At 65.5% G+C, this 14,204-nt stretch carries 13 protein-coding genes; 5 read left to right on the top strand and 8 right to left on the bottom strand.

What is annotated here, in order from left to right; translation table 11 throughout:
• Positions 1-6: 6 nt before the first annotated feature.
• From SB764_RS33440 to glnT, 6 genes are all read right to left on the bottom strand, one after another.
• Positions 7-1,038, bottom strand: a complete 1,032-nt coding sequence (locus SB764_RS33440) for an ABC transporter substrate-binding protein (RefSeq protein ID WP_410866014.1) — start codon at positions 1,036-1,038, stop codon at positions 7-9.
• A 379-nt stretch (positions 1,039-1,417) separates the two neighbouring features.
• Positions 1,418-2,809, bottom strand: coding sequence for an ammonium transporter (locus SB764_RS33435; protein ID WP_336754322.1), 1,392 nt, complete (start codon positions 2,807-2,809; stop codon positions 1,418-1,420).
• Positions 2,810-2,991: 182 nt separating this feature from the next.
• Positions 2,992-4,356 carry an FMN-binding glutamate synthase family protein gene (locus tag SB764_RS33430; RefSeq protein ID WP_336754323.1) on the bottom strand — a complete coding sequence of 455 codons (1,365 nt, stop codon included), beginning with the start codon at positions 4,354-4,356 and terminating at the stop codon, positions 2,992-2,994.
• 43 nt (positions 4,357-4,399) lie between these two features.
• The gene (locus SB764_RS33425; protein WP_336754324.1) at positions 4,400-5,089 is read right to left on the bottom strand and encodes a protein glxC; all 690 of its coding nucleotides are present in this window, start codon (positions 5,087-5,089) and stop codon (positions 4,400-4,402) included.
• The gene (locus SB764_RS33420) at positions 5,077-5,985 is read right to left on the bottom strand and encodes a class II glutamine amidotransferase (protein WP_410866013.1); all 909 of its coding nucleotides are present in this window, start codon (positions 5,983-5,985) and stop codon (positions 5,077-5,079) included. Before SB764_RS33420 ends, SB764_RS33425 begins: the two co-directional genes overlap by 13 nt.
• 10 nt (positions 5,986-5,995) lie before the next feature.
• Entirely contained in the window at positions 5,996-7,381 is a 1,386-nt protein-coding gene (gene glnT / locus SB764_RS33415) for a type III glutamate--ammonia ligase (protein WP_410866012.1), read from the bottom strand.
• A gap of 235 nt (positions 7,382-7,616) precedes the next feature.
• On the opposite strand from glnT, the gene SB764_RS33410 reads away from it, so the two are divergent.
• Positions 7,617-8,219, top strand: coding sequence for an XRE family transcriptional regulator (locus tag SB764_RS33410; RefSeq protein WP_336754327.1), 603 nt, complete (start codon positions 7,617-7,619; stop codon positions 8,217-8,219).
• A gap of 228 nt (positions 8,220-8,447) precedes the next feature.
• Here SB764_RS33410 and hutG read toward each other — a convergent pair whose 3' ends face one another.
• Both hutG and SB764_RS33400 read right to left on the bottom strand, forming a co-directional pair.
• On the bottom strand, positions 8,448-9,266 hold the full coding sequence (gene hutG, locus SB764_RS33405) for an N-formylglutamate deformylase (protein WP_410866011.1): 819 nt from the start codon (positions 9,264-9,266) through the stop codon (positions 8,448-8,450).
• Positions 9,267-9,307: 41 nt separating this feature from the next.
• Positions 9,308-10,273 (bottom strand): LysR family transcriptional regulator, encoded by a 966-nt coding sequence (locus SB764_RS33400; protein WP_410866010.1) that lies wholly within the window; start codon positions 10,271-10,273, stop codon positions 9,308-9,310.
• A 180-nt stretch (positions 10,274-10,453) separates the two neighbouring features.
• Here SB764_RS33400 and SB764_RS33395 point away from each other — a divergent pair, with 180 nt between their 5' ends.
• From SB764_RS33395 to SB764_RS33380, 4 genes are all read left to right on the top strand, one after another.
• Positions 10,454-11,641: an NAD(P)/FAD-dependent oxidoreductase gene (locus tag SB764_RS33395; RefSeq protein ID WP_410866009.1), complete on the top strand. Its 1,188-nt coding sequence runs from the start codon at positions 10,454-10,456 to the stop codon at positions 11,639-11,641.
• 65 nt (positions 11,642-11,706) lie between these two features.
• Complete coding sequence (locus SB764_RS33390; protein WP_410866067.1) at positions 11,707-12,474, top strand: electron transfer flavoprotein subunit beta/FixA family protein; 768 nt, start codon at positions 11,707-11,709, stop codon at positions 12,472-12,474.
• Positions 12,475-12,476: 2 nt separating this feature from the next.
• The gene (locus SB764_RS33385; RefSeq protein WP_410866008.1) at positions 12,477-13,418 is read left to right on the top strand and encodes an electron transfer flavoprotein subunit alpha/FixB family protein; all 942 of its coding nucleotides are present in this window, start codon (positions 12,477-12,479) and stop codon (positions 13,416-13,418) included.
• A complete protein-coding gene (locus SB764_RS33380) occupies positions 13,415-14,101 on the top strand; it encodes a HutD family protein (RefSeq protein WP_336754332.1) in 687 nt (228 codons plus the stop codon). The genes SB764_RS33385 and SB764_RS33380 overlap by 4 nt, the downstream gene beginning before the upstream one ends.
• Positions 14,102-14,204: the final 103 nt, after the last annotated feature.

Genomic DNA, 14,204 nt, shown 5'->3' with positions numbered 1-14,204 from the left:
GTTGCCTTACTTCGATTGCCACGCATACCAGCGCTTCGCAATCGCATCGCGATTGTCGGCCCAGTACTTCATGTCGAGGTTGATCTGCGAGGCCTTGTACTGATCCGGCATGGTCCTCGCGACAGCCCGCGGCATCATTGCGGCCGACTTCACGTTGATCGGCGCGTAGCCGGTGTCCTGCGCGAACTTTGCCTGAGCCTCGGGACTCGTCGCCGCGGCGAGGAACTTCATCGCCTCAGCCTTGTGCTTCGCGCCCTTCGGCACCACCAGCATGTCGGCGGCCGTCAGGTTCTGATTCCACGAAATGCCGACCGGCATGCCTGTCTGTTCGAGCGCATGGAGACGCCCGTTCCAGAACATACCGATGGGTGCTTCGCCCGACGCCAGCAACTGCTGCGACTGCGCGCCGCCGCTCCACCAGACGATGTCGCTCTTGATCGTGTCGAGCTTTTTGAACGCGCGGTCGAGGTCGAGTGGATAGAGCTTGTTCGCCGGCACGCCGTCCGCGAGCAACGCGATTTCGAGCACGCCCGGCGCGGACCACTTGTAGAACGTGCGCTTGCCCGGGTACTTTTTCGTGTCGAACAGGTCGGCCCACGTTTGCGGCTGCGCGCCCTTGAAGCTCGACTTGTTGTAGCCGAGCACGAACGAGTAGTAGAAACTGCCCACCGCGCCGGGGCTGGTGAAGCGCGGGTCGAGTTCGTCTTTCTTCACCACCGCGTAGTCGATCGGCTCAACGAGGCCAGCTTTCTGCGCGGCGTATGCGAAGTCGCCCTCCACGTCCACCACGTCCCAGCTGACGTTGCCGCTATCGACCATCGCCTTCAGCTTGCCGTAGTCGGTCGGGCCGTCCATCAGCACGTTGATGCCGCTCGCCTGCGTGAACGGCTGCGCCCAGTCCTTCTGCTGCGACGATTGCGTGGTGCCGCCCCAGCTCGTGAACACGATCGGGTCCGCGGCGAGGGCCGGTCCTGCCGCAAGCGTTATCGCGCAAAGAACGGCAAGCGGTGCAAACAGCGGGATGCTTCTGCTGCTCATGTCTTTCTCCGGGAAGAAGGTGATTGTGGTTACGTGTGGTGGTTTCGTTGTGTTTTCGTTCAGCCAGCCGACTGCTTCGCATTGACGATTCGGCTCGTTCGGCTGGTGCGCGGCAACCATTCGGATAACGGATCAATTCGCAGTGCAGCGCGAATCGATTCCCCTTAAGTTATGGTATGCCATACTATGACGTACAATAAAACGATCAAAAATAAATGTGCCGCCGAGGATTTGCCGCTGGTCGGACCGGCATAGCCAGCGTTGGCAACAGCGTCCCAGGGCGCCGCAGAGGCACGGCCGCGTCAGCCTCGCACACAGGGGGAGGCACTGTAGCGGGCCGATGCGGCCCGCTACGAGGGTCGATGCATCGGTCGACCCATCACCCGTGATAAGCCGACTCCCCATGCGAGCTGACATCGAGCCCTTCGCGCTCGCCGTCCTGATCGACGCGCAGGCCGATCACGAGATCGACGAGCTTGAACGCAATCACCGACACCACCGCCGACCACACCAGCGACGTGCCCACGCCCCAGCATTGCGCGATCAGCTGGCCGGCCATGTCGTATTCGCCGACCTTGCCGGCGACGTAGTCGTAGACACCGGTGCCCCCCAGCTTCGGCGACGCGAACACGCCCGTCAGCAGTGCGCCAGCAATGCCGCCGACGCAGTGCACGCCGAACACGTCGAGCGAATCGTCGACGCCGAGCAGCCGCTTGAGGCCATTCACGCCCCAGTAGCACAGGCCGCCCGCGATGAAGCCCATCACGATCGCGCCCATCGGGCCGACGAAGCCGCAGGCCGGCGTAATCACGACGAGCCCCGCAATCGCGCCGGACACCGCGCCGAGCATCGACGGCTTGCGCTTGAAGGTCCATTCGATGACAGTCCACGACACGGTCGCCGCGCAGGTCGCGAGCAGCGTCGTCACGAAGGCCAGCGCGGCCGCGCCATTCGCTTCGAGATTCGAGCCGACGTTGAAGCCGAACCAGCCGACCCACAACAGCGAGCCGCCAATCATTGTCATCGTCAGGCTGTGCGGCGCCATGTGCTCGCGGCCGTAGCCGACGCGCTTGCCGATCATGATCGCCCCGACCAGCGCCGCGATGCCTGCGTTGATGTGCACGACCGTGCCGCCCGCAAAGTCGAGCGCTCCCTTCTGGAACAGGAAGCCCGCAGTCGCATTGGCCTTGTCGGCAGCTGCCGCGCTCGTGTACGCGTCGGGGCCCGGCCAGTACCAGACCATGTGCGCGATCGGCAGATACGAGAACGTGAACCACAGCACCATGAAGGCCAGCACCGCGGAAAATTTCGCGCGCTCCGCGATTCCGCCGACGATCAGCGCGGGCGTGATCGCCGCGAAGGTCAGCTGGAACGACACGTAGATGTATTCGGGAATCACCACGCCCTTGCTGAAGGTGGGCGCGGTGCTGTCGGGCGTCACGCCGTTGAGGAACAGCTTGCTGAAGCCGCCGAAGAACGCATTGCCTTCGGTGAACGCGATGCTGTAGCCGTACACGGCCCACAGCACGCCGAGCAGACAGAAGACCACGAGCGTCTGCATCAGCACCGACAGCATGTTCTTCGCGCGCACCATGCCGCCGTAAAAGAGACCGAGACCCGGCGCCGCCATCATCACGACGAGCAGCGTTGCGACGATCATCCATGCGGTGTCGCCCTTGTTCGGCGCCGGCGCGGCCGCGCCCTGCGCGAGCGCCGGAATCGAAAACGCCAGTACGCCAGCCACTGCGAGGAGTGAGCCCAGTTTTTTCATTACACGAGCCTGTCGAAATGCGCCGGATGCGACGCGTGCTGCGCACGGCCATCACAAGACGCGGTTGAGATGAAAGCTGGATACGGCGCTGGCGGGGAGCCCGCTCGCGCGTGGAAAGCCGCGCGCAACGGCCTCCTCGCCAGCGCGCGCCGATTTGCTACTGACTGCCTGCTACCGGTGCTTCAACGCAGATTCATCCCCGGAATCCACGGCGTGCCCGCGAGCGGCACCCGCGCCATCGCAGCCGCTTCGACGGTCAGCGCGACCAGGTCTTCCGGCTCCAGGTGATGCACGTTCTGCTTGCCGCACGCACGCGCGATGGTGGTCAGTTCCATCGTCAGCGTCTTCAGATAGTTCTTCACGCGACGCGCGCCCTCGTCCGGTTCGAGCCGCTTTTCGAGGATCACGTCCTGCGTCGTCACGCCGACCGGGCACTTGCCCGTATGGCAGTGATGGCAGAAACCCGGCGCGGTGTTCAGCGCCGCGTAGTCCGCCACCGCCGGATGCAGCGCGCCGTTCTGGAAGTAGCTCTCGCTGTTGCAGCCGAGCGCCATCAGCACGCCCTGGCCGATCGCCACCGCGTCCGCGCCGAGCGCGAGGGCCTTCGCGACATCAGCGCCGGTGCGGATGCCGCCCGACACGATCAGCTGCACCTTCCCCTTCATACCGAGGTCTTCGAGCGCGTCCACTGCCTGGCGCACGGCCGCGAGCGTCGGAATGCCCACGTTGTCGATGAAGCAGCTTTGCGTGGCAGCAGTGCCGCCCTGCATACCGTCAATCACTACCACGTCCGCGCCCGCATGCACCGCGAGCTTCACGTCGTTGAAGGTGCGAGTCGCCGCGACCTTTACGTAGATCGGCTTTTCCCAGTCGGTGATCTCGCGCAATTCCTGGATCTTGATCGCGAGGTCGTCCGGGCCGGTCCAGTCGGGGTGACGGCTCGCCGAGCGCTGGTCGACGCCGGCCGGCAGCGTGCGCATCGACGCGACGCGCGGGTTGACTTTCTGGCCGAGCAGCATGCCGCCGCCGCCCGGCTTCGCGCCCTGGCCGATCACCACTTCGATCGCATCGGCGCGGCGCACGTCGTCGGGATTGAAGCCGTAGCGCGAAGGCAGGCACTGGTAAACCAGCGTCTTCGACGAGCGGCGTTCTTCCTGTGTCATGCCGCCGTCGCCGGTGGTGGTCGAGGTGCCGGCGGCGGTCGCCGCGCGGCCGAGCGCTTCCTTGACGTTCGCGGACAGCGCGCCGAAGCTCATGCCAGCAATCGTGACCGGCGTGTCGAGCACGATCGGCTTCTTCGCGAAGCGCGTGCCGAGCACGGTCTGCGAGTTGCATTTCTCGCGATAGCCTTCGAGCGGATAACGCGACAGCGACGCGCCGAGGAACAGCAGATCGTCGAAATGCGGCACGCTCTTCTTCGAGCCGAGCCCGCGAATTTCGTAGAGGCCGCGCTGCGCAGCCGTGTGAATGTAGTCGATGGTCTTGCGGTCGAAGGTGCTGGACTCTTCCTGTTGCAGACGCGTGAATTGAACCGGTTTGATTTCCATGGGGACCTTCTCGATCGTGTATTCAGCGAGATTCAGCGGGGTTTCAATATTCCTGGTCCGCGTCTGCGTTCCAGTGGTAGAGCGTGCGGGCCGACGCGATGCGGCGGAAGTGCGCCGCGTCGTGATCGAGGCCGGCCGCGTCGAGCAGCTCGCGCACAGCACTGAGATCGGCGTCGGTCATCGGCTCGAATTGCGCATCCGCACCGAGCGATTTCACGTGGCCCTTCACGTACAGCACGGCCTCATACAGCGAATCGCCGAGGGCATCGCCCGCGTCGCCGCAGATCACCATGCGGCCCGCCTGCGCCATGAACGCCGAGAAGCTGCCCACCGAGCCACCCACCACGATATCGCCGCCCTTCAGCGAAATGCCGCAGCGCAGACCTGCGTCGCCGTCGATCACCAGCAGCCCGCCATGCGCGGACGCGCCCGCACCGTTCGATGCGAAGCCGCGCACGTGCACCTTGCCGCTCATCATGTTCTCGCCGACGCCGGTGCCGGCACTGCCTTCGATGACGATCTCCGCGTGCTGGTTCATGCCGCCCGCGTAATAACCTGCGTGGCCGTCGATCGTGATGCGCACGTCGGCGTTCACGCCGACCGCGATGTTGTGCGCGCCGTTCGGCGAGCTTACGTTGACATGCTGTCCCTTCAGGCTCTCCGCATCGCCGTGCAGGTACTGGTTCAGTTCACGCACGCCCTGGTTTTCCAGATCGAAAATCACGCTTTCCATACGTACATCTCCTCGGGTGCGGGTTCGAAAACATTCGCGTTGCGAATGTCGGGCAGATGCGCGAGCGAGCGGAACTCGGACGCGATCGCCACGTAGTCGTCGTTCTCGGCTACGACAGCCGGCTTGCACGCGAACGGATCGCGAATCAGCGCAAGCTCGCTCGACGTGCCCATCAGGAACGTGTAAAAACCGTCCAGCTCCTCGAAGCCGCGCTGCAGCGCCTGCGGCAGCGTGTCGCCTTCCCGCAGCCGCCATTCGAGGAATCGGCAGGCAGCTTCGGTGTCGTTATCGGTGTCGAAATGGATGCCGAGCGGCTCCAGCTTGCGGCGCACGCCATACGGGTTCGACAGCGAACCGTTGTGCACGAGGCAGAAATCCTCGCCCGCGGTGAACGGATGCGCCCGGTCCGGCGTCACAGCCGATTCCGTCGCCATCCGCGTATGGCCGACCAGGTGCGAGCCCTTCAACTTCGTGAAGTCGTAGCGCTGCGCGACTTCCGCCGGCGAACCGACGTCCTTGTACAGATCGATCGAACGGCCGGTGGACAGCAGATACAGCTTCGGATACTGCTCGCTGAGCCACGTCTTGACCGCTTCCGGATCGCCTTGCAGCGTCAGCACCGCGTGATTCGCCTTGGCGTCGATGCGCGCGTTCACGTCCATCGCGCGATTCAGACCGTCGAGCAGCTTCTGCCACGGGAACTGCGCGCCTTCATCGGTAAAGCCCGCATAGACACTCAGCTTGCGCTGGCTCGCGCCCACTTCCTTGCCGAACACGGCAAGACCCGCCGAATCGGGACCGCGTTCGGTCATGCCGATCAGCATCGGCACCATCAATTCGCCGAGCTTCTCGCGTAGCGCTGGTGTCTTGACCAGCAAGCCTACGATTCCGCACATAAAATTCTCCTTAGAAAAATTCGAGGTAGCTCTTGAGTTCCCAATCGGACACATGGCGCATGTATTCGAGCCACTCCATCCGCTTGAGCTTGATGAATTCCTGCGCGACGGGGCCGAGCGCGTCGCAGATCAGCGTGTCCGCTTCGAGCGCGTCAAGCGCCTGTTCGAGGTTCTGCGGCAGCACCGTGATGCCGTGTTCGGCGAGCCTCTCGGGCGACCACTGGTAGAGGTTTTCGTTGGCCGGTGCGCCCGGATCGAGCTCGCTGTCTATGCCGTCGAGACCCGCCGCGATCACCGCTGCCGTCGCCAGATACGGGTTGCACGAGCCGTCCGGCAGACGCAGTTCGATGCGCTCGCCGGGCATACGCACCATCGTCGAACGGTTGTTGTCGCCGTAGCTGACATAGGCGGGCGCCCACGTCGCACCGGTCAGCGAGCGGCCGACCACGAGCCGCTTGTACGAGTTCACCGTCGGATTGCACAGCGCGGTCAGCGCTGGCGCGTGCTTCAGCAGACCGGCCGTGAACTGGTAGCCGAGCTTCGACAGGCCCATGCCGAGCGGATCCGCGGGATCGGCGAACAGGTTGTGCTTGCCGTCGCCGATCGACACGTGCATGTGCATGCCATTGCCGGGCCGGTTTGCGAACGGCTTCGCCATGAACGAGCAGATCATGCCGAGATCGTTGGCGATCTCGGAGGCGGCCATCTTGAAGAACACGTAGTGATCGCACGAGGTCAGGCAATCGCTGTACGTGTAGTTGATTTCGAACTGGCCGTTCGCATCCTCGTGATCGATCTGATAGACATCGATGCCGACCGAGCGCATCGCGTCGGTCAAACGCTCGAGAAACACGCGGGTGCGTGACAGCCCCTTGTAGTCGTAGCACGGCTTCGCCAGCGTGTCGCTCGGATCGCACGGTTCAAGCGTGCCCGAGGCCGAGCGGCGCAGCAGCGAGAACTCCGGTTCCAGCCCCGTGAAGAGCGTCCAGCCGCGCTCGGCCACGCGCGCGGCCTGGCGTTTGAGTGTGACGCGCGAATCGAAGGCCCATGGCTCTCCCTCAACGTGACCATCGCAGACAATGCGCGCCAGACCCGGCTGCCATGGCACCGTCGTGAGCGTCGATAGGTCGCCCACCGCCATGAAGTCGGGGCCGTTCGGCTCAATGCCGACGCCCCAGATCGCGAAGCCGGCAAACCCGGCACCCGCCTTGAGCACCGTCTTCAGATGCGAGACCGGCACCGATTTGGCCTTCGCTACACCGTGAATATCGACGAACTGCGCCAATACGTATTTCACGCCCTGCTGGCCGAGCCAGCCCTGTGCTTCCTCTGCTGAGCCGAAGCACGGCACGGTGCCCAGTTCGTCGACCGGTAGCTTTGCATCATTGAGATTCATCGTCACTCCTTGCAACTGATCCGCGGTTAATGGAGCGGTGCGCCAGCTTCCGGTCGGGTCGCCGGCATGCCTGGCCGTCGTGGGGAATACCGGCCGTTCTGCATACCTGCGCGCACACGCGCATAATTCTTTCCATAAATTCCTGCTAATAAACTTCAATTCCCTCGATTAAACCTCCGCCACGCAAGTGGGCACCCTGCCTGCTACGCTGCTGGTTTTCCACCGAGGCCCATCCATGCACACCGGAGACGACAGCAAGCCCCACCTCGAGCGCTATCTTGGCTCGACCATCCGCGAACTACGCCAGCGCCACGGACTGACCATCGCGCAGGTTGCTGAGCAGGCGGCCATCAGCCGGGGCATGCTCTCGAAAATCGAGAACGCGCAGACCTCGACCGGGCTTGACGTGCTGCATCGCATCGCGCAGGCGCTTGGGGTGTCGCTATCCACACTGTTCCGCAACTTCGATGTGCCTGAAGGCGATGCGCAGTTCGTCAAGAAAGGCACCGGCATGGAAGTGGTGCGCAAAGGCACCCAGCGCGGCCACACCTACCATCTGCTCGCCTACGACCATGGTCCGCGCAAGTCCTTCGAACCGTTCCTGATCACCTTCGACGACGAAGCGGAACGCTTTCCGACCTTTGAGCACCCGGGCACCGAATTCATCCACATCCTCAAGGGCGTGATCGAGTACCGGCACGGCCAGCAAACCTACATCCTGCATCCCGGCGACACCCTCACCTTCAAGGCCGATATTCCTCACGGTCCCGAGCGGCTCATCAAGACGCCGATCCAGATGCTGTCGGTCTTCATCTATCCGTCGGGCAGCGGCGATTGAGGCGTCGGCAAGAACTGAATCCGGTCTTGCCACTTCTTATGCAACGTCCATGCCATATTTAACAACATGAACTAAAGATTCCTACCACTAAACACCGGGCGCGCACGCCGGTCCTGTCCCTGCTTCGTTCTCACGGTGACCTGCCGATTCGCGCAGGGCGCGCTGCATGATGTCGGTGCGTGGTTTTCCTGCCCGTCGTGCGCGTTCGCACTGAAAGCGCACGCGGGCTTAAGCTCCAGTATCAGAAACGCTTATGCAAGCGCGCACCGCGCCGAGCGCCCCGGATACCATGCGCAACAACGTGGGCTGCACCGCGTCGGCGCGCTGCGGCAGGTAGTCGAACGGCGCGCTCTCATCCATATAGGTGGACTGGCACATCTCGAGCTGCACTGCATGGATGCCGCGCTGCGGCGCGCCGAAGCTGCGCGTAATGTAACCGCCCTTGAAGCGACCGTTGGCGACCCACGTATAGTTGCTCGCGCGCATTGCGTCGACCACCGCCTGCTGCACTGTCGGCGCACAGGTGCGCCCTTCCAGGGTGCCAAGATTGAGGTCCGGCAATTTGTCGTCGAACAGCCGCGGCAGAACACTCGCAATCGAATGCGCTTCCCACAGCAACACGTTCGCGTGGTGCGCGCGCAGCCGCGCGAGTTCAGTCGTCAGCGCGTCGTGATATGGCTGCCAGTAGCGCGCGACACGCGACGCGCGCTCCGCAGCGTCGGGCGCGCGGCCCGGCTGATAGACCGCTTCGCCGCGAAACGTTTCGGCCGGGCACAGACCGGTGGTGGTCTGCCCCGGATAAAGGCTCTCGTCGTTCGGCGGCCGGTTCAGGTCGATCACATAGCGCGACACCTGCGCGCTGATGACCGTCGCGCCGAGCTCGCGGGCGAACGCATAGAGGCGGTCGAGATGCCAGTCGGTGTCGGCGACGGTCAGCGCCGCGGAGGTATAGCGCTCGCGCAGCGACGGCGGAATCGCCGAACCGAGGTGCGGGATCGACACGACGAGCGGCGCATCACCTCGTTGCAGCGAGAATATTTCGGACATCTTCTTGCTCCTTTGGTACACAAAAAAAGATGAGGAGGCGGCTAGTTCAGCGCGTCTTGCGGCAGTTGCGGCAGCGCCCGTGCGAGCGCCGGCCTGATCGATGCATCCAGTACACGGCGCGTCAGCGCGACGATCTCCTGAGCGAAGCCGTCCCACTCGCCCTGGCGATGCAGCAGGAAGAAATCGCGCCGCCCGAGCCGCCCCGGCGGCAGCGGCAGCACGGCGATCTCCGGCAGATAGTGGCGCGCCTGCCACAGGCACAGCGGCGTGGAAATCGCGAAGCCGAGCCGCGCAGCTACGAGGCTCAGCAGCGGATCGGTCGCATCGAATTCGTAGCGGCGCGGGCTGTCGATGCCCAGATGCCGTGCATAGCGCTCGACCTGCTGGCCGATCACCGACCGCGGCGTATAGCGGATCATCGGCATGTCCTGCGCGGGCGCGCGCCAGTCCGCGCCGCGATGCTCGTTGAGCCAGTTGCGCGACACGACCGCGACGAACGCTTCCGAAAACAGTGGCACCTCGACGATGCGCGCGTCGTTCAGCGTCGTCTGCGTGCAAACGGCCAGATCCAGTTCGCGGTCGTGCAGCTGCCTGCTGAGACCGGGCGTCAATCCCGACCACAGCGCAATCTGCCGGGTCGAGCCCGACACCGCGCGAATCAGCTCGGGCCCAACGGTGGCGGCGAATGAATCGACGCAGCCGAGCCGCACCGGCAAGGTGCCCGCATGCGACGCATCGCCGATTCGTGTGCTGACCATCTGCGCATGTTCGAGCAGCGAGCCGGCCAGTTCGAGCAGCGCGCGGCCCGCCATGTTCGGACGCGGCGGCCGACTCTCGCGGTCGAACAGCACCACGCCCTGGTCGCGCTCCAGCGCGGCCACGGCCTGGCTGACCGCGCTCTGGCTGACGCCGAGCTGCTTCGCCGCGCCGGTCATCGAGCCGGTTTCGCAGACGGCGAGAAAGGCCTGTAGAGCATTCAGGTCGATAGGCGCCTGGGTACGTCTCATGAGGTACTCCACGAAGGTCTGTACGAATGACGCCGCCGCGTCTTCCGCATCATGCCCCCATGAACGGCGGGCACTCCGAAGATGAGCGATTGCGCTGAACAGCCATAAGTTTGCCTAATACAAAAAAAGACCCCCCGCAGCCGCCGCAGAATCTGCTCCATCGTCTACCCAGGGGGGGCCATGAGCCACTATGACTATGTCGTGATCGGCGCCGGTGTGATCGGCACATCCGTCGCTCACCATCTCGCCGCGCTCGGCGCGAAAAGCGTACTCGTTCTCGATCAGGGCACGATCGGCGCCGGCACGACGTCACAATCGTCCGGGCTGCTGCGCACCCACTACTCGGTGCGCCAGAACGTCGAACTGGCCCGCTCGTCGTGGTGGGCCTTCAACAACTTCGCCGACTACCTCGGCGACGAAGAAGCGTCGTGCGGTCTCGTCAAATGCGGCTACATGATCTGCGCGCCCGAAGGCGACAAACTCGACCCGCTCGCCGCATCGCTGCGCGCACAGCAGGAGATGGGCATCGAGGTGCAGTTGCTCGACCGCCAGGCCGCGCAGGCGCGCCTGCCGATTGCCCGTTTCGACGACGCCGCGCTAATCGGCTTCGAGCCCGAAGCGGGCTTCGCCGACGCCTACCTCGTCGCCACCAGCTTCGCGCGCTCGGCGCGCCGGCGTGGCGTGAAGGTCATGGAAGGCGTGCGCGTCACCGGCCTAGCCCGCGAAGGCCGTCGCGTAGTCGGCGTCGAAACGAGCGCCGGCAATTTCGGCTGCGACCATCTGATCAGCACGCAAAATATCTGGACGCCGGAACTTGCCGGCTGGATCGGCGTGGACCTGCCGGTCAAGCCCGAGCGCCATACGGTGCTCGCGCTCGAATGCGACGCCGCGCCTTACACCTTCGCGATGCCTGCATTCAAGGATCTCGGCACGGCCGGCATGCTGTATTTCCGCAGCTACGGCGGCAGCCAGATGCTGGTGTCCGAAGGCGTGGTCGGCGACGCGCTGAACGCGCCCGAGACGGAGCAGGGCGAGATCTCGCTCGACTACGTGGCCGAAGTCGGCGCGCAGGTCGCCGAGCACTTCCCCGCTTACGAGACGGCTGGCCTCGCGTCGTCGTGGACCGGCGTCTACGACGTCACGCCCGACTGGAACCCGGTGCTCGGCAGCGCTGCGGACATCGCGGGACTGACGGTCGGGTTCGGCTTCTCGGGCCACGGCTTCAAGCTGTCGCCTGGCATCGGCAAGCTGCTCGCGCAACACGCGCTCGGCCTCGCGACCGACGTGTCGCTCGAACCGTATGCGCTCGAACGCTTCGCGCGCGGCGCGCTGCTGACCGGCAAGTACGGCCTCGGCGCGGTGTCGTGAGCGCGCGCCCAACGCCCTCACGCGAACTGGAACCTGAAGGACCCTGAAGGAAACTATCGATGACTATCCGCATACTCGTCCCCGTCAAGCGCGTGGTCGATCCGAACGTTCGCGTGCGCGTGAACGCCGCCGGTTCGATCGACACGACCGGGCTCAAGATGTCGCTCAATCCGTTCGACGAATGCGCGCTCGAACGCGCGCTGCAACTGAAGGAAGCGGGCGTCGCGTCGCAGGTCACCGCGCTGACCTGCGGCCTGCCCGCGCATCAGGACGTGCTGCGCACCGCGCTCGCGATGGGTGCCGACGACGCCGTGCTGATCGACACCGGGGCGGCGACCGCCACGCTCGATTCGCCGGCGGTCGCGCGGCTCGTCGCCGCCCATATGAACGAGGTTGGATACGGCCTCGTGCTGTGCGGCAAGCAGGCGATCGACGGCGACGTCGGTGGCGTCGCCGCGATGCTCGCCGCGCTGCTCGGCTGGCCGCAGGCGCTTAACGCCAGCGCGCTCGACGCCGCCGACGACGGCTGGATCGTGAGCTGCGGCGACGATGCCGGCACCTCGACGTGGCAGCTCGACGGCCCCGCCGTTGTCAGTGCCGACCTGCGTCTCGCGGAGCCGCGCCGCGTGACCTTGCCAAGCATCGTCAAGGCGAAGCAGAAGCCTCTCGTCACGCTCGAAGCGGCCGCGCTCGGCGGCGTTGCCGAGCCGCACACCCGCGTGCTGACGCTCAACAATCCGCCGGTCCGCAAAGCCGGCATCAAGGTGAACGACGTCGAGGCGCTGCTCAACGCGCTCGCCGGTCAACGCGTATTCGAAACCGTAGGAGCCTGACGATGAGAACCCTGGTCCTGTGCGATGGTGAAGTCGGGCCACTTTCCGACGTGACGCTGCGCGTGCTGGGCGCGGCGCAACAACTGGGACAGCCGGTCGATCTGCTGGTGTTCGACGTCGCGCTCGCGACGACGGCCGTGAGCGCGACCGGCGTCGAGCGCGTGCTGGTCGCGTCGGCCGGTGCAAGCGACGCGCTCGCGCCCGAAACGATCGCCGCCCAGCTGCTTGCGCTCGCGAACGATTATTCGAATGTACTCGCCGCGCATCGCGCGGCCGGCCGCGCCGCGTTGCCGCGCGCGGCTGTGCTCGCGGAAGGCAGCTTCATCGCCGACGTGACCGCGATTGGCGAGCGCACGCAGTTCGTCCGCGGCCTTTATGCGGGCAGCGTGCTCGCCACGGTGAACAGCGCGAGCACGCGTACCTTTGCGAGCGTGCGGCCATCGTCGTTCGCACCCGTCGCCGCGCTGGGCGGCCATGCCGAAGTCGTCGCGCTGCCGCCAATCGCGCCGTTTGCCGGCACGCGCCTCGTCGAACGCCGCGCCGCCGCGCAGAGCGGCCTGGATCTCGGCAACGCACGCGTAGTGCTCGCGGGCGGACGCGGACTCGCGTCAGAGGACAACATGGCACGCCTCGGCCGTCTCGCCGACGATCTGCACGCCGCGCTCGGCGCGTCGCGCGCCGCCGTCGATGCCGGCTATGCGCCGAACGCCGCGCAGGTCGGACAGACCGGCCGCAGCGTCGCGCCAGACGTGTACGTCGCGTTCGGCATCTCGGGCGCGATCCAGCATCTGGCCGGCATGAAGGACTCGAAATTCATCGTCGCGGTCAACAAGGACCCGGACGCGCCGATTTTCTCTGTCGCGGACGTGGGCCTGGTCGGCGATCTGTTCGACGTTGTCGGCGCGCTCGAAGCGCGCCTGCTGCAGATGGCGCCGCGCGCATGAACACCATGAGGCCCTCCCCTTCCGCCGACGCGAACGTGGGCACCAACGCGAGCGCGCCGCGCACCGTCGCTAGCAGCGCGGTGCGGTTCATCGACTGCACGCGGCTTGCGCCCGAGCCGTGGGCAAACGGCGACGGCACGACGTTGACTGTCGCGCGCGGCGATGGCCAGCAGGCGGACCAGCGCGCGGCCGCGCCGTGGCGCGTCAGCATCGCGACGCTCGAGGGTCCGGCGAAGTTCTCGCAATTTCCCGGCTATGACCGCACGCTGCTGCCGATCGACGCCGCCGCGTTCGACCTGCATTCGCAGGACGGCCAGTTGCCGGTTCACACCGGCCAACCAGTGCACTTCTCCGGCGATCTGCACGTGTGGGCCAAGCTGCACGCGCAGCCGCTCAAGGTACTCAACGTGATGACGAAGCGCAGCGCGTGCCGCGCGCGTGTGAGCGTCGTATCGCATTCGCTGCGCGTGACGCCCGCCGCGACGCATCTGTTGTTGAGCCTCGCGGGACAGTGGCAGGTGGAAAGCGCCCTGCTGCACGGTGTGACGCTGGCCCCGCTGAATGCGCTGTGGCTCGGAGGCCGGCCTGAGGAACTCGCGCTGCGCACTTCCGACCCCGGCGCGCAGCTCGTGTCGATCGCCATAGAGACGCTCGCGAGCAACACCGAAGGGCTCCTCCCATGACAACACAACAGCCGACGCTCATCGAGCAATACGGCCCACGCGAGTCGATGGAATACGACGTCGTGGTCGTCGGCGGCGGCCCGGCCGGGCTGTCCGCGGCCAT

Source organism: Paraburkholderia sp. SIMBA_027, assembly GCF_046535315.1.
GTDB classification, from domain to species: Bacteria; Pseudomonadota; Gammaproteobacteria; order Burkholderiales; family Burkholderiaceae; genus Paraburkholderia; species Paraburkholderia tropica.
This window is presented reverse-complemented; position numbering and strand designations above follow the sequence as displayed.